Source organism: Thiocystis violacea (assembly GCF_016583565.1).
In the GTDB taxonomy this organism is placed as follows: Bacteria; Pseudomonadota; Gammaproteobacteria; order Chromatiales; family Chromatiaceae; genus Thiorhodococcus; species Thiorhodococcus violaceus_A.
The window spans coordinates 22316-47730 of record NZ_NRRF01000015.1 but is presented as its reverse complement, the minus strand read 5'-3'; the positions used below and the strand labels follow the sequence as shown (position 1 = coordinate 47730).

The following is a 25415-nucleotide window of genomic DNA, read 5'->3' as shown; positions in this document are numbered from 1 at the left end:
CGGCCATGGCCGCCATCCCTGTCCGCCACTCATGAGCAAGAACATCCAAGCCATCCGGGGGATGCACGACATCCTCCCGGACCGAATCGCCTTTTGGCACCGTCTGGAAGATGCCGCAAGGCAGGTGCTCTCCAGCTACGGCTATAGCGAGATCCGCACGCCACTGGTCGAGGTCACCGAGCTGTTCAAACGCTCCATCGGCGAGGTCACCGACATCGTCGAAAAGGAGATGTACAGCTTCGAGGATCGCAACGGCGACGGCCTCAGCCTGCGGCCCGAGGGGACGGCGAGCTGTGTGCGCGCCGCCGTCGAGCATGGCCTGCTGGCGCAACCCCAGCGCCTCTGGTACCGCGGCCCCATGTTCCGCTATGAGCGTCCGCAGCGCGGGCGATACCGGCAGTTCCACCAGATCGGCGTCGAGGTCTTCGGCCTCCCGGGGCCGGACATCGATCTGGAGGTCATCCTGCTCACCGCTCGGCTCTGGCGCCAACTGGGCTTCGAACGGTTCCGGCTGGAGATCAACACCCTGGGCGATCAGGGCGAGCGCCAGGCCTATCGCGAGCGGTTGGTGGACTATCTGCAAGGCCACCTGGATGCGCTGGACGCCGATAGCCAGCGACGCCTGCAAACCAATCCGCTGCGCATCCTGGACTCCAAGAACCCGCAGACGCAGCAGATCGTGGCGGATGCGCCCTCCCTCGCGGACTGCCTTGGCGACGAGACACGCCGCCACTTCGAGCAGATCTGCAGCAGCCTCGCGGAGGCGGGCGTCGCCTACCAGATCAACCCGCGGCTGGTGCGCGGGCTGGACTACTACAACCGCACCGTCTTCGAGTGGATCACCGATGAACTGGGCGCCCAAGGGACGGTGTGTGCCGGGGGCCGGTACGACGGCCTGGTCGAGCAGCTCGGCGGTCGCCCTACGCCCGCGGTGGGCTTCGCCATGGGCATCGAGCGTCTGGTCGAGCTGATGCAGCAGCCTGGCCAGGCGATCGAGCCGACGGTCGATGCCTATTTCGTCGCCGTGGGCGAGCATGCCCAGCGAGCGGCGCCAGGCATGAGCGAGCGACTGCGCGATGCTGTCCCGGCGCTGCGCCTCATCACCCACTGCGGCGGCGGCAGCTTCAAGAGCCAGTTCAAGAAGGCCGACAAGAGCGGTGCCCGCTTCGCGCTCATCGTGGGAGACGAGGAGGTCGCACGCGAGGTCGTTGGCGTGAAAGACCTGCGCCAAGACGTCGAGCAACGAGCGCTGAGACTGGACGAGCTGGTCGCCTTTCTCGCGGCGAATATCTGACGCCACCGCTGGCGCGTCCCAAGCGCGCTAACCCAAGGCACAGAACGCCGACAAAAGTACGGGATACGCTGATTCCATTGGCGTTTCCAACAAACCCTCTATAGAGTGCGCGACATCGCGGCCAGCCTCTGCCAGGCCGCGAGCGCGATCGACGCCAGATCGACTCGCCACGCGCCATGGACATCCGACGGAGACCGCAGTGAATTACGAAACCGACGAGGAAAAAGTCGAAGCCATCAAAAAATGGTGGAGGGAGAACGGCGTGTCCGTCGTCGCGGGCGCCGCCATCGGTCTTGCCTCCATCTACGGCTGGCGGCTGTGGATCGGTCACCAGGACTCCGTCGCCGGCCAGGCATCGACCGCCTTCGAGCAATTGATGACCAACGCCTCCGGCAGTCAGCCGGACGCCGTTGCCAAACAACTCGGAATGCTGGAAGAGGACTTCGGCTCGACACCCTACCCCGCGCTCGGCGCCTTGGTCGCCGCCAAGTCGCTCTACGACGCCGGTAAGACGCCAGAGGCGATCGCCGCCCTGCAAAGCGTCATCGACGACGCACCAGATCCGGCCTTGGCCCGCATCGCCGCGCTGCGCCTCGCACGCATCCAAGTTGCGGAAAAGCAGCTGGATGCGGCCGAGAAGACCATCGAGGCCCATGACAAGAGTGCCGCGTTCGCCGGTGAATTCGCCGCGGTACGCGGTGACATCGCCGCCGCCCGCGGCGATGCGGCCGCCGCGCGGACCGCCTACGAGCAGGCGATCGAAAAGGGCAGCAGCCTGTCGCAACTGATCCGCCTCAAGATCGACAACCTACCCGCCGCCGGTTAGGCGCCACGGAGCCCTCTCATGGCATCCCGACTCAGCGCACTGCCCGCAACCCTTGGCTTCCTGATCGCGACCACGCTGCTCGCCGGCTGCGGCAGCATTCCCTGGTTCACGAAAGAGAAGGATCCAACACCACCGACGGAGTTGACCGACATCGCGCAGCAGGTCGGCATCACCGAGCTCTGGTCGGAGCGCCCGACACATGGCACCGATGGCCGGCGACTCTACCTGGTGCCGATCCTCGCGGGCGGGCAGCTCTATGTGGCGGATGCCCGTGGACGTGTGGTCGCGCTCGCCGCCGACTCCGGCCGCGAAATTTGGCGTCGCGACACCCAGTACGCCTTCAGCGGCGGCCCCGCCATCTCCGGCGAGACGCTCGTCCTGGGCACGAGCCAGGGCGACTTAGTGGCCCTTTCGGTCAAGGATGGCCATGAGCTTTGGCACAGCAAACTGGGGAGCGAAGTCCTCTCGGTGCCGCGACTCACCGGCGACGGCAAAGTCATCGTGCACACCCTGGACGACACCGTCTATGGCATGGAGGCCAGCACGGGCAAGGAACTCTGGCGCGTCGCCTACCCCGCCCCCGTCCTGACGCTGCGGGGCAGCAGTACACCCCTGATCCTTCCTGGCGCGACCATCGTGGGCCTCTCGGGCGGAAAGCTCGTGAAGATCGACACCAACGAAGGCGTCCCGCTGTGGGAGATCGTGGTCACGCGCCCCCGCGGCCGCTCCGAACTCGCCCGCATCGCCGATGTCGACGCCGATCCGATCTTGATCGACAACACCCTCTACGTCGGCACCTACAACGGGGATCTCGCGGCGGTGGACGCCACCACCGGAAACGTCGACTGGCGGCGGGAGCTCTCGGCGCATGCCGGACTCGCGGCCGATGCGAGCGGACTCTATGTGACCGACTCGAAAGACCAAGTCTGGGGCGCCAACGTCAATGACGGCGCCGGCCGCTGGAAGCAAGAGGATCTGCGCTACCGCCAACTCACCGCGCCAGCACTCATCGGTAACTACATCGCCCTCGGCGACTTCGACGGCTACCTTCACCTCCTCAACAAATCGGATGGCCGCCTGGTCGGGCGCGTGCGCATCGCCAAGAAGACAGGCATCACCTCACGTCCGCTGGTCGAGGGCAGCCGCCTGTACGTCTATGCGGAAGACGGCACCCTGACCGCACTGACCCTCGGCGCGCCCTCCCCCACGAAGTCCCTGCTGGATTTCAAGGCGAAAAAAGAGACCATGCAAAAACCTCCTCAGGAGCAGTCCCTCGACATACCGGCCAGCACGGCCGCGCCGCGCTGAACCGCATGCTACCCGTCATCACCCTGATCGGCCGGCCCAACGTCGGCAAATCCACCCTATTCAACCGATTGACGCGGACTCGTGACGCCCTTGTCGCGGACTTCCCTGGCTTGACGCGCGACCGTCAATACGGCGTCGGACGCATCGGCCCCGGCCCCTACATCATCGTCGACACCGGCGGCATCGGCTCCGCGGCCGAGGGCGTCGAGGCACTGATGGAGCGCCAGGTGCAGCTGGCCATCGAAGAGGCCGATCATCTGCTCTTCCTGGTCGACACCAAGGACGGCTGCACGCCGGAAGATCTCGAGATCGCCCAGCGCCTGCGACGGCTCGGCAAGCCGATCACCCTCATCGTCAACAAGAGCGACACCATGGACCCGACCTTAGCGGTCGCGGACTTCCATCAACTCGGCCTCGGTGAGCCCTGGGCGGTCTCGGCCACCCAGGGACTCGGTGTGCGCACGCTCATCGATCATGTCTTCGCGCTCATGCCCGAGCAGGAGTCTGGCGACGGGGACGGCGCGGAGGAGCAAGGTGTCAAGGTTGCCGTGGTCGGCCGTCCCAATGCCGGCAAGTCGACCCTGATCAACCGTCTGCTCGGCGAGGAACGCCTGGTCACCTTCGACAGCCCGGGCACCACGCGCGACAGCATCTTCATCCCCTTCGAGCGCCTCGGGCGCCACTACACCCTGATCGACACCGCCGGGCTGCGGCGCCGCGCGCGGGTGCAGGACGTCATCGAAAAGTTCAGTGTCATCAAGACGCTGCAGGCGATCGAGGCGGCGAACGTGGTCATCCTGGTGATCGACGCCCACGCTGGCATCGGCGAGCAGGACGCGACCCTGGCAGGACACATCATCGAAAGCGGACGCGCCCTGGTCGTCGCGATCAACAAGTGGGACGGATTGGCCTCGGAGCAGCGTGATCAGGTCAAGGACCAGTTCTCGCGCAAGCTCGCCTTCCTCGACTTCGCCAAGCTGCACCTGGTCTCCGCACTGCACGGCAGCGGCGTCGGTCTGCTGCTCGACGAGGTCGACAGCGCCTATACCAACGCGACACGGAATCTTGCCACCCCGGAGCTGACCCGCCTGCTCGAAGCCGCGGTGATGGAGCACCAGCCGCCCTTGGTCAAGGGCCGCCGCATCAAGCTGCGCTATGCCCACCAAGGCGGGCGCAACCCGCCAATCATCGTCATCCACGGCAACCAGACCGACTCGGTCCCAGAGACCTACCGGCGTTACCTCATCAACCGATTCCGTAAGTCACTCGACCTGGCCGGCACCCCTCTGCGTCTCGAATTCAAGAGCGGGAGCAACCCCTTCGAAGGCAAACACAACCAGCTCACGGCCCGCCAGATCGCGAAGAAACAGCGCTTGAAGCGATTTACCCAGCGCAAGCACTGAGCGCCGGCGACCGCGTTGGCGCCTGCTTTCAAATGTTCAGATGTCTGCCGCACTGACCCTTGGCGCGACAACTGAGGCGCGCGGATGAAGCGAACCGAGACGGATGCGTCGATAGGAGGGCTGTCGAACCCGAGCCGGCTTTATCGATCGGCTTGGACGGCGGGCAGAGACACCCCATCTAATCGAGACGAGGTAGCTGCTCAGCCTGGCGCCCTCGCGCCCATGCATCCCACCTGCCTTCGAGAGGACAGGTTCGCGTGATTTGAGACAGAATAGGCGCCCACGCTGATGTGCGCTTGACCCTGAGTCGATGAGTCTCGCTCGGGATGAAGGGCGCACCCTAAGCGCCAGCCAGAACAAACGGAGGCAGATCCACCGTGGTTCGAGGTGAAGCAAGCATTCTGATCAACGTCGAGTCGGCGCGCGTGTTTGACTTCGTGGCGACCGAATTCGGAACCAATTACAAACGCTGGTCGCCCGAGGTTCAGCAGATCGACATCCTGACGCCTGGCCCCTTGCGCATAGGCAGCCGAGCACGGCAGATCCGCATCGACCAGGGCCGCAAGAGCGACACAACCTTCCGCGTCGTCACCTTGGAGCCGCCGACACACGTCGGCTTCGCCGAGCAGACCGGCCAGTTTCGAACGCAGTACCATATCGAGCCCTCTGGCGAGTGCTCACGACTGCATTTCCGCTTCGACTTGACGCGAATCGAACTCTACATGCGGCCGTTCGAAAAGCTGATTCGAGTCGCGATCCAAGACGGCGCCGAGCGGGTGGTGCGCAACATCAAAGGTTTGATCGAGAGCGAACAAGCGCTGTCGTCGAACAGCCAAGGCTGACACCATTCGGAGAGTCACATGGATTTCATCGTCGAAAAAGACATCGGCACCATCCCATTCGTCCTATCCCAGATCCTCGATACCTGCGTCAATGGCGTGACCCTATCGGACCCGGACCAGGACGATAACCCCATCGTCTATGCCAACGAGGCCTTCGAGCTGATCACAGGCTACGACAGGGACGAGATCCTCGGTCGCAACTGCCGCTTCCTCCAGGGCGAGGACGACGACCAGCCCGAGCTGGCCCGTATTCGTGAATGCCTTGAGACACGCAGCTCAGTGACGGTCACACTGAAGAACTACCGCAAGGACGGAAGCCTCTTCTACAACCAGTTCACGATCCGTCCGCTGTACGACCAGCAAGGTCATCTCATCTATTACCTTGGCATCCAGTACGACGTCACCGAGAAAGTGCGGGCGGAAAAAGAGCTGAAACGACTGAACGCCCTCTTGGCGGCGAAAGACTGACCGCGCAAGCGTTTGCACGCTCGGGCAAATTCCAGACGTAGCTCACATCCTGCAAGACCCCCGCGCGAACAACCAGCGCGCGGCGGTTGGAGCTGGTTTCCCGGAGATCAACGAGCGGCTGACCCGGCCTTGAGTGTGGCGCCGGACTCGGCGCGCCGGCAGATCTCGCGGGTGAGTCCCGAGAAGAGCACCTGATGCATCGGCTCGAAGGCAAGCCAATAGAGCAGCCCCCAAACGCCAGCCGGGTGCCAGTAGGCCGTCGCCGTCAGGCGCGTGCCGCCCGCCGGTCGCGGAGTCAGCTCGAATTCGAGCACGCCGGCACCAGGTGCTCGCATCCCGAAGGCAAGCGTCAGACGCCTGCCGGGCTCCGCGCCGATGACCCTCCAATAGTCGATCTGGTCCCCAACGCGCACCTCCTGGGGATGGCGGCGTCCTCGCCGCAGCCCCGGCCCACCCACCAGCCAATCCATCCATTCCCGGATCGACCAGAGGGTGTTCAGGTAGTAGTAGCGAGTGTCGCCACCGATCGCCGACACGACGCGCCACACCTCAGCCGGTTCGACCCGGGTCTCAGCGCTGCCGGAGGCACGCTTCGCATAATAGGAATAGTCGATCTGGCGCTCACGCACAGCAAAAGCCCCCTCGGTCCAACGCGTGACGACCCCACCGCTTCGCTCGATGGCGAACGCCGCCTCGACAGCCTCACGAAAACCCAACAAAGGCTGCGGCACCAGCCGGCGCAGCTGGGCGTCGTCGGCATAGAAATCGTGTCTCAGCCCCTCGATCAAGGCCCGAGCGATATTGGTCGGCACCGAGGTCACGAGGCGCAGCCAATAGGATGAGAGGCGCGGGGTCAGAACAGGCACCGGAATGATCCAGGGCGGTCGTCGACCGGCCGCCTCGGCCAGGATCCCCATCATCTCGCGGTAGGTCAGCGTCTCGGGGCCAGCCGTATCGTAACAATGGCCGGCGGTTTCCTGGATCCACGGGACGCGCACGAGATAGGTCAGGAGATTCTCCAGGGCGACCGGCGGAGACTTCGCCTGCACCCAGCGTGGCGTGATCATCACGGGCAGATGCAGCACCAGATCACGCATCACCTCGAAGGCCGCCGAGCCCGGCCCCACGATGATCCCGGCGCGCAACTCCGTCACGGGGACCGGCCCCTGACGCAGCACATCGCCCGTATCACGACGGGAGACGATGTGCTCGCTGGCCGCGTCCTCCGGCACCAAGCCACCGAGATAGACGATCCGCCTGACACCCGCAGCGCTCGCGGCGGCGGCAACATGGCGCGCGGCCTCGAGATCCAAGCGCCCGAAATTGCGCCCCGCCGCCATCGAGTGGACCAGATAGTAGGCGACCTCGACATCCTGAAACACAGGACCCAAGGTCTCCGGCGCCAGAACATCCGCCGCGACGATCTCGACGCCCGGCCAGCCACGCGCCTCCAGCACGGCCGGATCGCGCGAGGAGACACGCACCCGGAACCCGGCTGCGACCAGTTCCGGGACGAGGTGACTCCCGATATAGCCACTCGCGCCCAAGACCAGGCACAGGCCATGCTTGCCGCCGGCGCCCTCTTGCGCGCCATGATCCGTTGCGGTTCGATCTCGATGCGTCTCCACGAGGCCCACCTCCATGGACGAAGGGCGAAGTCGGCGCGTCGCGCCGCGAACTGAACGCCGGCACAACCGCAGACAACCAACTGACGCTGACGCGCCGATCTTTCAAGCCTTGTAGCGGGAAGGACACCGAGGACGAGACGCAGCACCGATGCGACCACGCTTGGGCAGCGCGCGCATCAGGAAGCGTCCATCGGCCCTCGCTCGACCAAAGTCCCGGCCTACAGCCCCCGCGTCGATGCCGCCCGCAATGGTGCCGTATCCGGTCGCTCGATCGCCGCCCTGACTTGCGCCAAGAGCCGTGCCTTGTCGGCGCCGAGCGTCCCCTTCAGCACCAGCCAGTTCGAGGCATGATCGGAACGGAAAATGGTTCGTTTCAGATCGAGCCCGGCTAGAAAGCGCTCCATCTCGCGCAACAGGCCAGCTTGCGACAGGGGTTGCCAGTCGGGCCAGGCTTGGCGATAGCGGACGCCGCCGTCGGCCAGCATGAGCACCAGGGTCGAGAGATACTCGGGCGCCGTCGCATTGATGAGGCGCGCCGAGTTGTCGGCGTGCCCCAGGCTCAGCGACATGCCACCCAGGCCATTGATGATCATGACCGAGCGGCGAATACCGGCCTGACCCAGCTTGTCGAGTGCCTCGCAGGTGGAGGCGAAGGTCTCGCCCTTGTTGATGCGCTCGAGCACGGCGTCGTCACCCGACTCGGCACCCATGTACGCGAGCGTCAGACCCGCATCGCGAAGCTCAGTCAGTTCGCCGATCGTCTTCTTGCGCAGATTACGGGGCAGACAATAGCTGGAGACCCGATGCACGGACGGCAGTTGGGTCCGGATGGCGTCCAGATAGGCGAGCAATCGGCGCGTCGGCAGCACCAAGGCATCGCCATCGGCCAAGAAGACGCGGCGCACCTCAGTGCCCAAGCGTTCACCCGCATGCCGGATGCCCTCCAAGACCTCGGCCGGCTCGCGTGCGCGAAAGCGCTTCTGCGGCTGGCTGTACATCTCGCAAAAGGTGCAGCCATTCCAAGAGCAGCCGTCGGTGATCGGCACGATGAGCGAGCTGGCCTCGCTCGGCGGTCGGTAGACGGGCTCGATGTAGCGAATTGGCGAAGCAGCGGTCAGCTTGGCGCCCTCCTGAAATCGAAGCGGCTTAAGGTACACCATCCAACGGAAGGCGAAGGTTCCAACGTCCTTATTGAGGCTGGCGCCTTCGGTTACACTGACTAAAGAGCCAGACACCAAGAGTTAGCTGCGGAGGGCAATAGTCCGTTTCGGCAAGATCAAGACAGCTCGGACCGATACGGTGGAGCGCCTCCTCGTCGCTGCGAGCAGCTCACGAATTCAGACCCCAGGCTCTGCCGGAAGCTGGTTGCAGCGCGCATTGAATACGGAGAACATCATAAGACTCCAGATCGCGGGGCTAAAGTCCCGCATCCCCGACTGATGCTGCTCAAGAATCCAACGCACGCGCCTTTCATCGAAAAATCCCGTCTCCATCAAGCTTGACCCAAGCAGCAGTTGCCGGGCCTTTTCACGCAGCGGTCCACGAAACCAGGAGGCCAGGGGCACCGCGAACCCCATCTTCGGCCGATAGAGCGTCTCGCGGCCGAGATGGGGCTCCAACGCCTTCTTGAAGATCCACTTCCCTTCCCGGCCAGACAACTTGAGGTCCGGCGACAATCCTGAGACCCAATCCAGGAACAGGTGATCCAGGATCGGCACCCTGACCTCCAGGCCATGGGCCATGCTTGCCCGATCCACCTTGGTCAGTATGTCGCCGGCCAAGTAGGTCTTCATGTCCAGATATTGCACACGGGACAGGGGATGCTCGGGAGCCCGCTCGGCATGGTGTCTGATCACCTCGACCGCGCGATAGCCCTGAAGCTCGCGCTTGAGCCTTGGCGAAAACAGATCCTTGCGTACCTGACTCGCCAGGATAGAAACGCTCTCGCAATAGCCTTCAAGCGAATCCAAGGCTAGGGCCTGAAGGGTCGACTTGGCCCGCAGAACCTTGGGCGCCCAATCCGCCTTGGGATAGAGCGCACCCAGCAGACCGAAGACCGGCCCGCGGAACCATTGCGGAATCGGACCGCGCAACTGCTCCTCGTACAGATGCCAGCGATAGCGACGGTAACCGGCGAAACTCTCGTCGCCGCCATCGCCCGACAGACAAACCGTTACGCGCTTGCGCGCCAGTTCGCAGACCCGATAGGTGGGCATCGCTGAACTGTCCGCATAGGGCTCGTCATAGATCCCGGCCAGACGCTCGATCAGATCGAAGTCGTCCGGGTCAACCGCGTCGACATAATGGTCGGTCGCATAGCGTCGAGCGACCTGCTCGGCGAAGGCGCTTTCGTTGAAGGCTGGATCCCCGAACGAAATCGAACAGGTATTGACGGGGCGATCCGAGAGCCCCGCCATCATGGCGACTACAGCACTCGAATCGACGCCGCCCGATAGAAAGGCCCCGAGCGGCACTTCGGCGACCAAACGAATGCGCACCGCTTCGCGCAAACGCTCGATGAGCTGACCAGCCACCTCGTCGGCATCGCGCACGCCGTTCGAGCGAAAGGACACATCCCAATACTCCCGCGGCTCAGGCAAGCAGCGCTGCCCTCTCTTGACCGTCAGTATGTGACCAGGGGGCAGCTTCCTTACAGACTTGAAGATACTGCGCGGATCTGGGATGTAGCCATAGGCGAAATAGTCCTCGACCGCTAGTGGATCCATCTCACGCGAGAGCGAGCCGTCGACCAGCAGGGCCTTGATCTCGGAACCGAATAGCAAGCGCCCATCGGGCAGCAAGGCGTAATGCAGGGGTTTGATACCGAGCCTGTCGCGCGCCAAGAACAGGGTCTCGCGGTTGCGATCCCAGAGAGCAAAGGCGAACATGCCGCGAAAACGCTCGACGCAGCGGTCTCCCCATTCCTCCCAGGCATGGACGATCACTTCTGTATCGCTGTGGGTGCGGAAGACATGGCCGCTGTCGGTCAGTTCGCGCGCCAGGTCTTGGAAATTGTAGATCTCGCCGTTGTAGACCACGACGACGGTGTGGTCCTCATTGAAGAGCGGCTGATGGCCACCCGAGAGGTCGATGATCGAAAGTCGCCGGTGGGCAAGCCCTACCCCAGGCTCGCAGTGCAGCCCCCCATCATCCGGACCCCGGTGATGGAGGGACTGATTCATGCGGGACAACAGCGCTTCGTCGACCGGTCTCCGCTCGCGGGTATCGAAGATACCTGAAATTCCACACATAGCTTTCGATCCTGTTTCGTCAAGTCTCACACCGCAGCCGGACCGATAGTCCTCGTGTCACGCCTGGCTTCCAGGCGAGTTGGCGGTGCGGTTTGAATGCTGCTTATCAAGCGTCCCGAATCCCGCCACTTGAGCGTCGATTGCGGCCGCCAGACCGAACTCAGCGGACATTTGCCAGCCGACCCGGACAGGGTTCAGAGGAGATCAGCATAGACCCGCATATAGCGCTCGACCATGGCATCGAGGCTGAAGTCGCGCTCAGCACGCTCACGCGCCTGCTCTGCATGCATCGCCAGCACCTGGGGCTGTTGCGCGTAATGGCGCAAGCGATCAGTGATCGCGGCAGGGTTAGCCCTGGGGACGAGATAGCCGGTCACGCCAGGATCGACCAGCTCGGCATTCCCCCCAACCTGGGTCGCGATCACCGGCAAGCCGCTCGCCATGGCTTCCAGAATGGTATTGGAGATCCCTTCGCCCAGTGACGGCAGTACGAAGATATCGAGCGCATGCAGACAATCCGGTATGTCGTCCCGACTCCCTGCCAGCCAGACGCTGGATTCCAGGCCGGCCTGGCGCACCAAGGACTCGATGGGCTTCCGCTGAGAGCCATCACCCACGATGACCAGTCGAAAGCGCTCCAAGCCCCCAGGTTCGGATGTGACCAAGGCGACAAAGGCCCGAACCAGTGTCATCTGATCCTTCACCTGTTCCAGACGTCCAACGGTGCCGATCACCAAATGCTCAGGGCCGGCGAATCCATCCGGCAAGACAGCGCGACACCCTTGAGGCTTGGAGCAGGGATCGAAGCGTTGGGTATCGACTCCATTGCGTATGGTGGCGATTCGCTCGGGCTTGACCCCAATATCGGCGACGAGATAGGACTCCAGGTCACGCGACAGCGGAATATAGCGATGGACCAGCGGCCGGAACACCTGGCGCAACCAACGATATTTTGGGCTGGTGTTGTCGAGATCATGCACATCGCGTCCGTGCTCGCCATGCACCCGCCCAGGAACACCCGCCAACCAGGCGGACATCTGGCACTCGAGCGCCGAGAGATTGCGCGTGTGCACAATGGCCGGACGCAGGCGGCGCAGCAGCCGCCAAAGCCGCACGAAAAGCCAGAGATCCTGGCCCTCGCGCTTGTGGAGCGCGTAGACATCGACATTTGGCTGGATACGCCGCCTAAACTGCTCGTCGTACCGCTCCAGACAGATGATGGTATGCCGGAAGCGCCCGGTCGGGATCCGATTGATCAGATTGACCAGACCATTTTCCAGGCCACCGACATCCAAGCGATGAATGATGTGTGCCACTAATGGAGGCTGAGACAAGGCTTCCGGAACGCTACGAGTCTCAATCATTCCGAGCACGACCCGACGGATTGCGCAAGCTGGCGTCCAGAAGCGGCAACATCTCCTTCGCGAAGTCTTGCAAGCGCTGACGCGCCGGCTCCGTCTTCAGATCGATCGGCGTGTACAAGACGATGAGCGCCTCATTCCGCGGCCGGCCCGAAAGCAGGGTCAAAACCTCTTGGATCTTGGCCAGGTACGACCGATTCGCCTCATGCCCATCGACCCAATACCAGAACCAGACCAGAAGGTCCTGGCTCGACGACCCAAGTCGCGCCTCGGTGACGGTCAGCGTCCGGCCAGCCAATGGGAGTGTTCGGGTCGAGCGTTCGAATTGGCGCCAGACCGGATCCTTCTCCGCCACCAAGAGGTTTTCCGAGTTGACCATTTCACCACCAGCTTGGCGATAGAGTGCCAGATAGACACCCACCTGGTCGTCCAGCCGCGCGAAGTCGCGGCGCGACTCCTCGGACATGCCCAGATAACGTGGCGACCAGTCCGTTAGGCGTTCATCCATGGTCCGCCACCCAGCCTGGCCAGCTGGCATCTCGAATGCCTGCAACTGGGGATGGGCCTCGGCGCGAGACTCCGTGAGCATTCCCAGAAGCGGCCAGACTGCGAGCAGCGCCAAGCCAAACAGCACCACCGGCCACTCGCCAACCGTCGCTTTCGAGGAGAGCGGGGCAGTTCCAACAGGAAGGGTCGGCGTTGTTTCCACGCCCTCATCCCGGCCTCGCTCAGACCAAAGATTGCCGACCGCAAAGAGGAGGAACATTACCAGGCCAAAAAACACCCACCCATAGATGAGATGATCGACCCCAACGGCCAGACGCATACCGCTCAGATGGCCAAGCATCACGATCAGATAGGCCCGCAGACCATTGGCCAGAATGGGCACGACAATCGAGGCGGCAACGAAGACCAAACGGCGCCAGAGTGAACGGTAATTCAAATAGGCAAAGAGCACCCCCAGAAAGAGCGAGGCGATGAGATAGCGAATCCCGCTACAGGCCGTAACAACCGACCAGTCGCCGCTCGGAATACTGAAAAAGGTCCCCTCCCAATAGACCGGAATGCCCGAAAGCCGAAGCATACCTACGGTGAAGGAGGCGGTGAACTGCATCAGTGGATAGACGAGTTCCTCGCCCATAGGTACAGCGAAGAACAGAAAGCCCAGCGGGAAAGCGAGATAGCGCAACGCCGCCAGACCGAATACCAACCAAACCAGGATCGGAATCATGACCACGGCGGCCAGTTGCTCGATCACCAGAACGTCGACCAGCCGCGCCAGCAGCCAAACGAAGCCATCAATGGCAACGAATGGCAGGGCCCGCCAGTCGGCCCGGTACGGGATCGAGCCAAGCCCCGAACGTTCGCGCCACACCAGATAGAGAGCAATCGGCAATACCACGAAACCGTGCGCAAAGGTCTCGGACCTCTCCCAGATGCTCACCATGCCCGCAAAGGTCGACCAGAAAAGCGTCCCCAGAATCAGGATCGAGAGGCCCCACCACAACAGCCTCGTCGGCATCAACATGGCGCTTTCCCTCCAATGGCGATTGATTGATCCTCCCCGAGCAAGGGAAGGAGTCGCTCCAGACTAGCCTCCCAAACGAAATCGCGTTCGATGAGCGCGCGCGCCGACGATCCCATATCGGCGTATCCCCCGGACAGCAGACGCACCAACTGATCCACGAAGGCATCAGGGTCAGTGGCGACCAGCACGTGACGGCCAGACTCAGCCGGAATCCCCTCCAGCGCCTGCGGCGTAGTCACGACGGGCCGACCCATCGACATCGCCTCAAGCACCTTATTCTGGATGCCCCTGGCAATGCGCAGCGGAACGACCACGGCGGTCGCGTGCTGAAGGTAGGGTCTGACATCCGGAACGCTGCCCGTAACCCTGACACCAGGGATTTGACCGAGCGCGCGAACCTGGGGCGTTGGATTCATGCCAACGACATGGAACTCGACCTGTGGGAAAACCCCTCTCACCTTGGGCAGGATCGACTCGACGAACCAGATCGCCCCGTCCCCGTTCGCCCAATAATCCATGGCCCCAGTGAAAACGAGCCGCAGTCCCTCTCCGGCGAACGGCGATGGACGCGCGGGGTCGACCGAAAAATAATCGGCGTCCACGCCATTGCGCATCACGAACACAGCATCAGGATCAACACCAGGCCCTTGGGTGAAGAGCGCCGCCTCCTGTCCCGAGACGAAAAGACTGGCATCGAAGCACGCCGCGACCTTGCGCTCGAAATCAGCCAGGCGCTGAGCCTCGCGCCGATAGATCCAGGACATGGGAAACGGTTTGGAAAGGCTGTACTGACGCCACTTGTCGGAGTCCACGTCGACGAAATCGATCAGGCGATGCATCCTATCGAATTCATCTCCCAACACGAACTGGGCCATTCCGGAGGAATACACGAGCACGCGTTGAATGGGATAGACGGGCAGTAGATCGCGAATCCAAGCGTCTAAACTGGTGCTCCGATAATAGGGCAGCGTGAGCGGCTCGCCCTTCAGTAGCCCGATCACACTTCTCAGCTTCGCCAAAGGCGGCGACAGGGTGCCGAACCAGGTGGTTTCGCAATATTCACGCATTCGCTCGCGATACTTGGCATCCGACTTGGAGTCGATGAAGGTGGCCAAATGGATCCGATAGTGGCGGCTCAGATAACGCAACAGATGAAAAGAGCGAATCTTGTCGCCTTTGTTCGGTGGGTAGGGGATGCGATGGACCAAAAAGAGCAGATCTTCCATGATGGACCGCGTTCTAGCCCAAGTACTTCGAAATGAAGGGACCCATCATTCGGCTGAGCGGCAAGGGCAAACGCCTCCAGCCCGCGATGAAGAGACTGTATTTCGGGTTGAGCGGGTTGACGTCCGGCACCTCGGTCGAGCGAACCAAACGAAATTCATAGCTCATGGGCTCCGGCTCAAACCCCCAATTGCGTTTGAAGTCAAAGGAGCCGGTGCCAATCTTGCTGCGCCCAAAGTCGAACACCTGGCTGCCTCGCTCGCAGGCGCGACGCATGACTTCCCAGTACATGAAGTCATTCGCCTTAAAGGCTCGCGCCTCAGCGGATCCCCCTCCGTAATAGGGCAGTACCTCATCGCGAAACAGGAAGCTGAGCACACCCGCGACGACCTTGCCACCATGGTGCACGGTCAGAATCTCGCAATCATCGCCAAAGACATCCTTCAGAACGCGAAAATAGCGCTTCGAAAACACAGGCGTACCGAGATTACGCACGCTCTCCGAATAGATACGGTGAAGCGTGTCAACATCCGAGTCGAGACGGCTTTCCAAACCAGCCTGCATCCCCTTGCGAACCATCGCTCGCTGCTTGCGTGGAATAGCCAGCAGATTCCTTTCCGGGTCCGGATCGATCGACTTGCGAAAGGTGACATAGAGATCCTTGCGCGGCCAATCGTCGTGACAGCGCGACCGACAACGCAATTCAAGATGATCGACACTCAATGACTCAGCCAAACGACAGGCCTCCGCGTCCAACCGCTCGCAAACGTCCGCCGAAACGCCGACGCTTCCGCCATAGACGCAAAATGGTGTCGAGACGAGCCCGTTGCCAAACAAGCGACTGCGGATGTGGCCCAACGGCAGAACGCCCAGGATCTCGCCATCCTCCGACTCGGCATAAAGAAAATAGGCCGAGTGCCCAAAGGCTTCCTCGAGCACCCTCTTCCAACCGGCACGATGAAAAAAAGTCGCCTGAGGCATACGCTCAACAAAGGCGTCCCAGCGGTCTGAGTCAGCAGGCTCGAGTTGGCGAATCCCTACCCCATCCGGTGACGGCATCAAGCTGACTCCGAACTGTCTGGATGCGCGGGCAGGAATATCCGGTCCATGCGGTCCCAGGTGAAATCGCGGAGCAAATGACGCACGCGAGACTCCATGCGGGATAGATTGAGGTAGTGCCTAAAGCGCGTCCTGGATGACAATCCTTGTACCCTAGGCTGTTCAGGATCCATCTCCCAGGGGTGAAAATAGAAAATACCAGCTTGCTTTTCCAAGCGATTCAATCGTTCGAAGGCCCAACGAGAAACGCCGTAAGGGTAAAGACGAAAATAACCTCCGCCACCGCACGGGATTCGGCGCCCCAGGAGTTCGATGGTCGAGATGGGGATCTCGATGAAGGCGGAATCTCCCGGAATCGGATTGAATCTGAAACGCGGCGCCTCCGGCATCCCATAGTGATCGTGCCGGATAGGGTAGACGCTGGAACTGTAACCATAGCCAGCCTTGCGCAGGGCTTCGTGCGCCCAGGGCGTGGACCCGTCGATCGAATAGCTGGCGGCACGGTAACCCTTGACCTCAACGCCCGCAATGTCTTCGAGCAGCGACTTGGTTCTGCAGATGTCCTCGAAGAAGGCATAACGATCCTGCCGAGTCACTCGGACATGAGAGTAACCGTGACTCGCCAACTCGTGACCCTGCTCCACCAATTCGCGGATCAGTCCAGGATGACGCTCCGCGACGCAGCCAAGCGTGAAGAAGGTCGCTGAGACACCATGCTCTGCAAGCTGCGTAAGTACGAGGTGCAGATTGCGCTCGATACGCGTTGCAAAGGATGGCCAAGCGTCGCGCGAGACATGTGACTCGAAGGCAGAGACCTGGTAATAGTCTTCCACATCGATAGTCATTGCGTTGGCCCGGCCCTTCCGGCGGTCGAGGGCATGTTCTTGAAGGACATTCATTCCCAAGTGATCCTTAAACCAAGCGTGATCCGATTCTCGGAACCACTATCAGAATCATCGCGAAAGCGATATTGAAGGTCGCAATAGGTACGCTCGGACAATTGACGAGTAAGGCCAGTGTCGAAATAATAGGAATCCTGCCCATTCGCAGCCGTATCATCAGTGCTATTATTGCCATCAGTCTGACGCCAACCCAGACCAAGATTCAGACTCGTGCGCGCCGCCAAGCGTCGCGACCAATAGACGCGGGCCTCGAGGTTTTCCTCGTCCCGTACAGCGTCCTCGTATTGCCGCAATCCATAACCAAGCGAGGCACCCAAGGAGCTACGCCGGGTCTGGGCCGTCACGGCGAAATCGAATCTGTTGTTGATATAAACGGACGATGTAACCGTAGCAGTATCGAGCGGAACGTCCAACGCGCTCCCGGTTTCAGGGGTAACAGGCTCGCCAAAGGCATCCTCGAAGCTATAGACACTTGAACTCGCGCGCTCACCCCGCGCACTCGTCAAGTCACGCTGATAGGAAGCAGTCCAGACGGAGCGCTTGCGACGGTAGTTAAGCTCGAACCTCGGGGTCCAGCCAAAATAGCGCTGTCCCACTGCTGCCTTAACCGTGGTTCGGCCATTAGGAGTCCAAGTCAGCAGGCTCTCCCACAGGCTACCGCTGGTTTTAGTGAGGGAGGGATAGTTGTTTTCTTCATAACCACCTAGGACATCGAAGCGCCAGCGCCCGTCGATGCGATAACCCACGCCTCCGGCAGCCTTGCTAAAGCGGTCACTAGGCCCATCCTGGTAGTCGACATTTTCGTTCTCGGCGATCAGACCCAACTGCAGATCACCAAGGATCGGGCCACTTAAGAGGTCAAATTGGGTCCGATAACCCAAACTGTCCTCCCCCTCGTCACTATAAAAGACGCCATCCTGCTCGAAACGCAGGGTAAGATCAGCCAATCGGCCAAAACGATTCTTGAAATAAGGCGCGACCAGATAGGTATAACTCGTCTGCAGGTTGTTTGAAGGGCTGGTCGCGTCCCAGCTGGTTGGACCCTGCGCATCGATCAGCTCCTGCCGTGCCGTCAAGTTCATATCGAGAAACAGGTGATCCCGATAGAGTTCGGAGTTGGCATTCGCCTGCAAACGATTATTTAGCGTATCTTCTGAGTCATAGCTCAGATAGTGCAACGACTGGAGTGAATAGGCGACATCGAGATCAAGTCGGCGCCCCTTCGCTTGGAGCACGAATCCGGGCGTCAACTCGATAAAAAAATCACCCTGCGCTCCGTCATGCGTCGTCACATCTTCAAGATTCAAGTTGTCGGTATAGGTTCCCTTGACTGTCAGCTGCTTGGACAAACGCCAATCGGCGCCTAAGGCAGACGCAGATAGTAACAGGAGGCACGCACAACAGAACGACCCCAACCAACCAGGCAACATGCGATGATCCGAACCTGGGCTGGCTAACATCATGGACGCCCTAAACCGACCCTTAGCTTTGGCTCGACGGAGCAGTAGTGGCGTTACCATCGTCAGTCGGCAACTGGCCGTAACCATGTCCAGATCCGTACCCGTATCCATATCCGTATCCGTATCCGGCGCCAAATCGGTTGCCAAGACTTGGCCGGTACTTATTCAATACCAAACCCATGATCTTATCCTGTCCCAAACGACTCAGCCCATCGGCCACGGCATGTCGAGGAGTCTGTTCGGCAGCAACCACCACGAGGATCTGCCCCATCCACCCGGCGAGAACGGCACTTTCGCTCGCAAGCAGCAATGGCGGTGAATCGAAGATGACCACGCGATCCTTGTAACGCGAGGAGAATTCCTTCATCAGTCTCGCCATCCGCTCGCTCGCCAACAACTCGGTGGCTCGCTCATGGCGCTTGCCCGCGGGCAGGACCCGCAAATTCGGCAAGTCAGTTTGGACCATCGCTTCCTCAACCGTGACCCCGGAGCCGTCCAGCACATCCAGCAATCCCAACTCGTTATCGATGCCCAAACGCTTAGCTGCGGTCGGCTTGGCTACATCGCCATCCACCAGCAGGACGGTCCGATCACGCTCCATGGTGATGCTGATTGCAAGGTTTATGGCCGAAAAAGTCTTACCCTCGCCTGGCAAGGCACTGGTCACCATGATCAAATTGCTGTTTTCGACGATGTCCGCTCCCTTCTTATCGACATTCATCAACAGCGGACGCTTGATCAGACGATATTCCTCGGCCAACTGTGATCGTTTCGCATCAGGTGTCAAGGCACCGGCCAGACGCAATTGATCAAGCGCCAAACGCTGGAAGGGGCGTTCGCTATCCCAAGGATGCCGAGCGGCATCAGAGGTGACGGCGCAAGCAGTGGCAGAATCCCGACCGAGTTGAGAATCCAACCTCGCGTCACGTTCCCTTTCTGCCGCGCCGGGCGTCGTTCGCGGGGCGGCATCCCCGGACATCGACGCACGAATCTCATCTTCGCGTTTTGCGAGACTACGCTGAATGGTACTCATCATAATAGGGAGTGATCCTGCCAAGAGCGGTTGATGGAGCTAGACCTGCCCCAGGAGCATCGGTAAACCCTTAGCCACGAGAATGAAGCCGACGACCAGGCTTGCACTTGCGGCTACAAAGGGTATCAACATCAAACGTTCCCTACGGCGTTGCGCACTAGACATCACGAGCCCCACACTACCGAGCACGGGAATTCCTGTCTCTTGATAAAGGATATGCCGCTCGTCATAGATGGGTCGCAGCAGATCCATCCCGAGTGCGCTTGCCAGTCCGCCACCGATGGCAATCAACAAAACGGCAGCGGAAAGGGCCAAGCGATTCGGAGCCGATGGTTTTGAAGGTGCGAACGGCGGATCGACCACACGAAACTTAGCGCCGTCAACTGTCTTCTCGACTTCGGTCGAAAGTCTTGCCGATTCACGACGTTTCAGCAATTCATTGTGTTGCGCAGCGATCGTCGAGTAGTTCCTGGTCAACTGCTTGAGCCTGGCTTCGATCGTCGGAATGCTGTCGATCTTGTCGCCGAGTTGCTTGACCCGTTTCTTATAGTCTCCGACGCGCGCGGTTAAGGCTGCAACCTGGGTATCAGCCTCGCTGAGCGCAACCCGAAGGTTTCCATAGACCGTATTGGCCGGCACATTCGAAGCCAACTGGGATCCGCCGTTCGTCCGCAACTGCTGCCGATTGCTTTCACGCAGCTCATCGATCTGGCGACGCAACTGGATCACGTTCGGATGCCGATCCGTGAAGCGCAACAGCAATTCATCCAGTTTCGTTTGCATAGCGATGATACGCGGGTCCTCCGCCTGCTGAAGCGGCGTGAGATCGAAGTTGTTCTGAACGATCTGATCCTCGCTTTCGATCTGATAACCCAACTCGTCGCGCCGCCAAATCGCCTCGCGCAGCGCCAATTCCGCGTCTTTGAGGGCGGCCTTCTCCTGCTCCAGGTTCGTGTAGTAGTTCACCTGTTCGCCAGGCAAGACACCCGCATTCTCACGCTTGAAATCGGCCAGCTCCTTTTCCGACTGTCTGAGTCGCGACTCGTAGTCGGCGATCTCTTGCTCGAGAAAGTCGTGTGCCGTGGATGTCGAGGCATCGTTTCCGACGAGCGCCTGCTCGATAAAAACAGTCACCAGCGACTGAACAACCTGTTTCGCGCGATTCGGATCGCGATGTTCGAAAGAGACTCTATAAAGCGAAGGATTGGAACGATCGCCGGCGAGTTGTATTTTTTCGAGCATTTGATCAAGCATTAGCTCCTTGTCGCGCTCGGTACGCACGCCCAGATCCAGATCGCTCATGCGTGCGATCCGCTCGAGATTCGGCCGGCTGAGCAGCATACGGCTCATCAAGGCCACGCGCTGAACGAGATCCGGCTGTATCGCCAAGCCCTGCAGAAGAGGCCTCAACACGCTGTTCGTATCGACGAAAACACGGGCCGATGCCTTGTATTCATCGGGCAACCTGGATACGTAGACCCAGCCCGAGATGGCAATCAGCCATGCGACCGTAAGTGCTAGCCAACGATAGCGCCACATCCCCCGAACATAGGAGAACAATTGCAATAACAAGTCATGCATAGCTGTTCACTTGCCAGATTTTCCAGCAGATAACCATTTAGCCGATTCGCGAAATCCTCAAAACCAGGATTCTGGAATGATTAAGATATCGCCTGGCAACAGACCCAAGTTTTCTTTGATGATCCCACGTCGAATCAGATCATCCAAGCGAACAGAGTATTGACGCTGCTGCCCGTTGGCGTAGCGCACAAGGATAGCTTTGTTGCCAGCCGCGAACTCGGTCAGTCCGCCGACCTCAACCATGAGGTCCAGCAACGTCATGTGTTTTCGAAACGGCACAGCAGCCGGCTTCCCGGCCTCACCCACCACGCGGACTTGCTGACTCGGCAGCCCCACGAAGCCATTGACGATGACGGTCACGATCGGGTAGCGCACATAAACCGCAAACTGCTTTTCAAGATCGCGGGCGAGTTGCGTCGGCGTTTTCCCGCTGGCAGGGACATCTTCGATCAGCGGTGTCGTCAACATCCCATCAGGCCGCACGGGCACGGAACCAGAAAGCTCCTCGAATCCCCAGACGAAGATATTGACCTGATCCCCTGGGGCGATCTCGTAGAAATAACCGTCTTGCACCGTTATGTCGCGTTGATCGAGAGGCACCGGCGGATACTTGGCCTTGAAGGAGGCACAGCCCAGGTTTAGAAGCACGATGCACGCAGTCATCAGCGCAGCACCGCACTTCAAGGATCCAAAATTAATTCTCAATTGCATTATCCCCTTTTCCAAATGCGTCTATAGACACACGCCTCTCTGGCATCAAACTCTCATTGGCAACACGGATCGCCCGTAGAGGCTAGTCAGCCGAATTCATATCGAACTTTTCAAGCAAACGATACAAGGTGGGGCGAGTGATGCCCAACATTTGGGCGGCCAGGGTCATATTACCATCGGCTCTACCGAGAGCCTGACGCAAGGCGAGCAACTCCGCCTGATCTCGCACTTCCTGGAGACAGAGAGGAGCCAGACTCTCACCTGCCTCCAAATCGAGATCTTCGGACGACAGTTGACGACCCTCCGCCATGATCACGGCACGCTTGATGCGGCTCTCGATTTCACGAACATTCCCTGGCCAGCCATACTGCTCGATTGCGGCCAATGCGTCTTTAGTGAAGCCGAAGAGCGATCTGCCATATTCGGCATTGTATTGGTCGAGGAAAGCTCGTGCCAGAACCAGCGCATCCCCCTCCCGCTCTCTGAGCGCGGGTAAGCGAATAGTCACCTCGCTGATACGGTAGTAAAGATCCTCCCTGAATTGACCCAACGCGACTTGCGATTCCAGATCCTGATGCGTCGCGCAAACAACGCGCAGATCGAGCGCTATCTCTTTTCTCCCGCCCAGACGCTCGATAACCCGCTCCTGCAAGAAACGCAGAAGCTTCGCCTGGAGCGGCTGCGGCAGATCGCCAATCTCATCCAGGAACAGCGTCCCGCCATTCGCGTACTCGATCTTGCCTAAAGTCTGCTTGATCGCGCCGGTAAAGGCACCTTTCTCATAGCCGAACAGCTCGCTCTCTAGCAGATTCTCCGGAATCGCTGCGCAATTAATCGCAACCAACCTGCCAGAGGCTCGGGGACTGCGCTCATGCAGCGCACGCGCGAAGAGTTCCTTGCCGGTTCCGCTCTCGCCAAGGATGAGGACGGTCACGTCCGCCTCCGCCACCTTTTCGACGGCACGACAGGCCTTGAGCATCTGTGGGCTCGTGGCAATGACACCTCGCAACGGCTCATCCACACTCAGCTGTCGAAGCTTTCGATTCTCGGACTCTAGCTCAAAGAGACGATGCGCACGCTCGGCGACCAGGTTCAGTGTCACCGAGTCGATCGGCTTCGGATAGAAATCATAGGCGCCGAGAGCAATCGCCTTGACCGCATTCGGGCGATCATCGTTACCTGTCACCACAATCACCTTGGTCTGAGGCACGAGTTCCATAATCTCAGCCAAGGTCGCCATGCCCTCGCTCACGCCACCAGGATCAGGCGGCAAACCAAGATCGAGCGTGACCACGCTCGGCCGATGCCGGCGCACCTGCGCCAGCGCCTCCCGGCGATCCGATGCCACGGCTACATCGAAACCATCGAAGCACCAGCGCAATTGACTTTGCAGTCCCAGATCATCCTCGATCACAAGCAACGGCTTTGCAGCGCCCTTCATACCGCCGTCTCCGACGGCTTGGGAACGCACGCCGCTTGGCGTCCCACGATATCACGGCGGGGCAGATAGACCCGAAACAGCGTTCCACGCCCAGGCTTGCTCTCGACCGCCAATTCACCGCCCAGCCGGCGCACCATCTCGCGGGCCTCGAAGGCCCCTATCCCCATCCCGGTCAAACCCTTGGTGGAATCAAAGGGACGAAACAGGCGATCGCGAATGAACTCGTCCGACATCCCCACTCCATCATCCTCGATTTCGATCGTGACGCCATGAGCCTCCTCAATCACACGCACAACCACAGAACCATCGGGTCCCGTGGCCTCCCGTGCATTCTGCAGGATATGCCCAACAATCGTTCGCAGCTGTTCCTTGTCCGTGTTTACAAGCAAATCTCCAGCCAAAATCTCCACGCGAGGAATCGGAGCGCGATCGGCATGCCTGTCGATCGTCTCGCGGATCAGCGCCTCCAGATCGGTCTGGGAGAGTTCCCCGCCCCGAACTCCAGTTCGCAACTGGGCCATGAGACGATTCATGCGATCGACCGAGGTCCTGATCGTTTGCAGCACATCCTCGACAAACGCAGGATTCTGCTTGTGCCGCTCAGCATTGGACAGAATCAATGACTGTTGGGCCAGCAAATTCTTGAGATCATGCGCCACGTAGGCCGAAAGTTGATTGAATGCCTCGAACTGGCGCGCGCGCATCAGCGCTCGGTCGGACAGATACCGGGCTACATGGCTTGCCGCCTGACGGCCAGCGGTCTTCAGCAAGGCACGATCCTCCCAGTTGATCGAGCGTGGGACGCGCGGACGCCCCAGAACCACGAAGCCACAGAGTTCCTCGCGATTGACTAATGGGACCAGCAGCCAGAACGCGGAGGAATCGCGCAGCCAATCGGGCATTTCCACATTCTCATAGACCTCGGATGACCGCCGCCATTCGTCGATCTCCACGATCCAACCCGAGCGCTCGAGAAAACGGACCAGCGAATCTTCTCCGCGCATCGTTGAAATCCGCGTCTCGGAAAGACCGTTGCGCTCCAGCAGTTCAAAGTCGCCGCCTTCATGCCGCGCCCAGAGCATGCCTGTCGGGCTATCAACGATCTCCCCGAGCGCGCCCACGACGGCCCGCGGCAGGTTCATGCCACCCTGCGACAGGGCCTCGGTGAACCTTAGCCACTCCTCACGATAATCGTACTTGAAACTAAAGAAATGCCGACTCACCCAAACCCGCGCGCGGGCCCGTAATTGACCCGAGAAAAGCAACAGCAGCAGCAATACCCCAGCAGAAAATAGGAAGACGATCTGGAGCACGGCGCTCCAAGCACCACCGAAGAGTCGAATCCAATATCCCGCCGCCGCCATCGCCATCAGATAAAGGCCGGCACCCGACAAGGTCGCAGAATGGAACACGACGCTCCGCGACACATGCACATCCAGTGACCAAGCGGGGTTTCTCGCCGCAGAAACCGCGATGAGCGGAACGATCAAAGCATTGACGAGACCACGCGCCTCCCAGGCATGCTCATCGAGGTGCTGCATCAGCAGGCCGTCCGAATAGAAGAAGAGGTCGTAAACAAACACCGCACCCAACCCGAGGCAGAGATGCTTTATCTCCCAGCGCCGCGCCGGTAGCCGATTGCGAAACACCTGCTCGACTAACAAGAGTCCAAAAACGGCCTCAAGAATTCCAGCGAACAAGACGACATCTACCCGATCGCTCGCCGCCAACCCGATTGAAGGGAGAGCGAGCGGGATGAACAGCGCGAGCAACCCACCGAGCGCGATGACCGACCAAGCCGCCACATTCCAGAACCGCGAACTCGCGCGATCATACTCAGCCACCAGGATCGCGGTCAGGAAGAGGAACCAGCCCCCATTGCGCGCCAGTTCAACGCTCCCGAACAAGCCATCCGAAAGGCTCACGCCCATGCCGGCGACAACACCGACCGCCGCCCAGGGCAAGCTCGCCACAACCGCCACGACGGCGAGCAACCCCGTTAGACGCCCGCGCCATGCCGTCACAAGCAGAATAGCCAGGAGCAGATAGGCCAACAGGGCCAGCAAATAACTCAGGGCACCGGCCGTCATGGACG

The 25415-nt window shown here is 60.6% G+C and carries 20 protein-coding genes; 6 read left to right on the top strand and 14 right to left on the bottom strand.

Annotation, left to right across the window (positions count from 1 at the left end; genetic code table 11):
• The first annotated feature begins 31 nt into the window (after positions 1–31).
• The 6 genes from hisS to CKO23_RS08740 all read left to right on the top strand — a co-directional run bounded on the left by hisS (position 32) and on the right by CKO23_RS08740 (position 6141).
• Positions 32–1294, top strand: a complete 1263-nt coding sequence (gene hisS, locus CKO23_RS08765; protein WP_200330107.1) for a histidine--tRNA ligase — start codon at positions 32–34, stop codon at positions 1292–1294.
• A 199-nt stretch (positions 1295–1493) separates the two neighbouring features.
• Entirely contained in the window at positions 1494–2120 is a 627-nt protein-coding gene (locus tag CKO23_RS08760) for a tetratricopeptide repeat protein (protein WP_200330105.1), read from the top strand.
• Positions 2121–2138: 18 nt separating this feature from the next.
• Positions 2139–3428, top strand: coding sequence for an outer membrane protein assembly factor BamB (bamB, locus tag CKO23_RS08755; RefSeq protein WP_200330103.1), 1290 nt, complete (start codon positions 2139–2141; stop codon positions 3426–3428).
• Positions 3429–3433: 5 nt separating this feature from the next.
• Positions 3434–4831 (top strand): ribosome biogenesis GTPase Der, encoded by a 1398-nt coding sequence (der, locus tag CKO23_RS08750; RefSeq protein ID WP_200330101.1) that lies wholly within the window; start codon positions 3434–3436, stop codon positions 4829–4831.
• Between the two features lie 377 nt (positions 4832–5208).
• The gene (locus CKO23_RS08745; protein WP_200330099.1) at positions 5209–5673 is read left to right on the top strand and encodes an SRPBCC family protein; all 465 of its coding nucleotides are present in this window, start codon (positions 5209–5211) and stop codon (positions 5671–5673) included.
• Positions 5674–5691: 18 nt separating this feature from the next.
• Positions 5692–6141: a PAS domain-containing protein gene (locus CKO23_RS08740; protein WP_200330097.1), complete on the top strand. Its 450-nt coding sequence runs from the start codon at positions 5692–5694 to the stop codon at positions 6139–6141.
• Positions 6142–6248: 107 nt separating this feature from the next.
• Here CKO23_RS08740 and CKO23_RS08735 read toward each other — a convergent pair whose 3' ends face one another.
• The 14 genes from CKO23_RS08735 to prsK all read right to left on the bottom strand — a co-directional run bounded on the left by CKO23_RS08735 (position 6249) and on the right by prsK (position 25410).
• Positions 6249–7784, bottom strand: coding sequence for a DUF2867 domain-containing protein (locus CKO23_RS08735; protein WP_200330095.1), 1536 nt, complete (start codon positions 7782–7784; stop codon positions 6249–6251).
• A gap of 203 nt (positions 7785–7987) precedes the next feature.
• Positions 7988–9004, bottom strand: a complete 1017-nt coding sequence (locus CKO23_RS08730) for a radical SAM protein (RefSeq protein WP_346014589.1) — start codon at positions 9002–9004, stop codon at positions 7988–7990.
• 102 nt (positions 9005–9106) lie between these two features.
• Positions 9107–11020 (bottom strand): XrtA/PEP-CTERM system amidotransferase, encoded by a 1914-nt coding sequence (locus tag CKO23_RS08725; protein ID WP_200330093.1) that lies wholly within the window; start codon positions 11018–11020, stop codon positions 9107–9109.
• A gap of 194 nt (positions 11021–11214) precedes the next feature.
• Complete coding sequence (locus CKO23_RS08720) at positions 11215–12384, bottom strand: TIGR03088 family PEP-CTERM/XrtA system glycosyltransferase (RefSeq protein ID WP_200330091.1); 1170 nt, start codon at positions 12382–12384, stop codon at positions 11215–11217.
• The gene (gene xrtA, locus CKO23_RS08715; protein WP_200330089.1) at positions 12377–13909 is read right to left on the bottom strand and encodes an exosortase A; all 1533 of its coding nucleotides are present in this window, start codon (positions 13907–13909) and stop codon (positions 12377–12379) included. The genes CKO23_RS08720 and xrtA overlap by 8 nt, the downstream gene beginning before the upstream one ends.
• Positions 13903–15135, bottom strand: coding sequence for a TIGR03087 family PEP-CTERM/XrtA system glycosyltransferase (locus CKO23_RS08710; protein WP_200330087.1), 1233 nt, complete (start codon positions 15133–15135; stop codon positions 13903–13905). Before CKO23_RS08710 ends, xrtA begins: the two co-directional genes overlap by 7 nt.
• Positions 15136–15148: 13 nt before the next feature.
• Positions 15149–16192, bottom strand: coding sequence for a FemAB family XrtA/PEP-CTERM system-associated protein (locus tag CKO23_RS08705; protein WP_200330085.1), 1044 nt, complete (start codon positions 16190–16192; stop codon positions 15149–15151).
• Positions 16192–17091: an XrtA system polysaccharide deacetylase gene (locus tag CKO23_RS08700; protein WP_242482310.1), complete on the bottom strand. Its 900-nt coding sequence runs from the start codon at positions 17089–17091 to the stop codon at positions 16192–16194. The genes CKO23_RS08705 and CKO23_RS08700 overlap by 1 nt, the downstream gene beginning before the upstream one ends.
• Complete coding sequence (locus CKO23_RS08695) at positions 17088–18443, bottom strand: TIGR03016 family PEP-CTERM system-associated outer membrane protein (RefSeq protein ID WP_242482309.1); 1356 nt, start codon at positions 18441–18443, stop codon at positions 17088–17090. Before CKO23_RS08695 ends, CKO23_RS08700 begins: the two co-directional genes overlap by 4 nt.
• 133 nt (positions 18444–18576) lie before the next feature.
• Entirely contained in the window at positions 18577–19590 is a 1014-nt protein-coding gene (locus CKO23_RS08690; RefSeq protein WP_242482308.1) for an XrtA-associated tyrosine autokinase, read from the bottom strand.
• Between the two features lie 36 nt (positions 19591–19626).
• On the bottom strand, positions 19627–21168 hold the full coding sequence (locus CKO23_RS08685) for an XrtA system polysaccharide chain length determinant (protein ID WP_200330081.1): 1542 nt from the start codon (positions 21166–21168) through the stop codon (positions 19627–19629).
• 57 nt (positions 21169–21225) lie between these two features.
• Entirely contained in the window at positions 21226–21879 is a 654-nt protein-coding gene (locus CKO23_RS08680) for an XrtA/PEP-CTERM system exopolysaccharide export protein (RefSeq protein ID WP_440870564.1), read from the bottom strand.
• An 82-nt stretch (positions 21880–21961) separates the two neighbouring features.
• Complete coding sequence (gene prsR, locus CKO23_RS08675; RefSeq protein WP_200330079.1) at positions 21962–23320, bottom strand: PEP-CTERM-box response regulator transcription factor; 1359 nt, start codon at positions 23318–23320, stop codon at positions 21962–21964.
• Positions 23317–25410 (bottom strand): XrtA/PEP-CTERM system histidine kinase PrsK, encoded by a 2094-nt coding sequence (prsK, locus tag CKO23_RS08670; RefSeq protein ID WP_200330077.1) that lies wholly within the window; start codon positions 25408–25410, stop codon positions 23317–23319. The genes prsR and prsK overlap by 4 nt, the downstream gene beginning before the upstream one ends.
• Positions 25411–25415: the final 5 nt, after the last annotated feature.

Bases quoted from the DNA above. Each gene is read 5' to 3' on its own strand.
- CKO23_RS08710 (WP_200330087.1), bottom strand. From the start codon at position 15,135: ATGGAAGATCTGCTCTTTTTGGTCCATCGCATCCCCTACCCACCGAAC.
- CKO23_RS08720 (WP_200330091.1), bottom strand. From the start codon at position 12,384: ATGATTGAGACTCGTAGCGTTCCGGAAGCCTTGTCTCAGCCTCCATTA.
- bamB (WP_200330103.1), top strand. From the start codon at position 2,139: ATGGCATCCCGACTCAGCGCACTGCCCGCAACCCTTGGCTTCCTGATC.
- CKO23_RS08685 (WP_200330081.1), bottom strand. From the start codon at position 21,168: ATGCATGACTTGTTATTGCAATTGTTCTCCTATGTTCGGGGGATGTGG.
- CKO23_RS08700 (WP_242482310.1), bottom strand. From the start codon at position 17,091: ATGAATGTCCTTCAAGAACATGCCCTCGACCGCCGGAAGGGCCGGGCC.
- CKO23_RS08690 (WP_242482308.1), bottom strand. From the start codon at position 19,590: ATGATGAGTACCATTCAGCGTAGTCTCGCAAAACGCGAAGATGAGATT.
- CKO23_RS08740 (WP_200330097.1), top strand. From the start codon at position 5,692: ATGGATTTCATCGTCGAAAAAGACATCGGCACCATCCCATTCGTCCTA.
- CKO23_RS08735 (WP_200330095.1), bottom strand. From the start codon at position 7,784: ATGGAGGTGGGCCTCGTGGAGACGCATCGAGATCGAACCGCAACGGAT.
- CKO23_RS08725 (WP_200330093.1), bottom strand. From the start codon at position 11,020: ATGTGTGGAATTTCAGGTATCTTCGATACCCGCGAGCGGAGACCGGTC.
- prsR (WP_200330079.1), bottom strand. From the start codon at position 23,320: ATGAAGGGCGCTGCAAAGCCGTTGCTTGTGATCGAGGATGATCTGGGA.
- hisS (WP_200330107.1), top strand. From the start codon at position 32: ATGAGCAAGAACATCCAAGCCATCCGGGGGATGCACGACATCCTCCCG.
- CKO23_RS08705 (WP_200330085.1), bottom strand. From the start codon at position 16,192: ATGCCGTCACCGGATGGGGTAGGGATTCGCCAACTCGAGCCTGCTGAC.
- xrtA (WP_200330089.1), bottom strand. From the start codon at position 13,909: ATGTTGATGCCGACGAGGCTGTTGTGGTGGGGCCTCTCGATCCTGATT.
- CKO23_RS08680 (WP_440870564.1), bottom strand. From the start codon at position 21,879: ATGCAATTGAGAATTAATTTTGGATCCTTGAAGTGCGGTGCTGCGCTG.
- der (WP_200330101.1), top strand. From the start codon at position 3,434: ATGCTACCCGTCATCACCCTGATCGGCCGGCCCAACGTCGGCAAATCC.
- prsK (WP_200330077.1), bottom strand. From the start codon at position 25,410: ATGACGGCCGGTGCCCTGAGTTATTTGCTGGCCCTGTTGGCCTATCTG.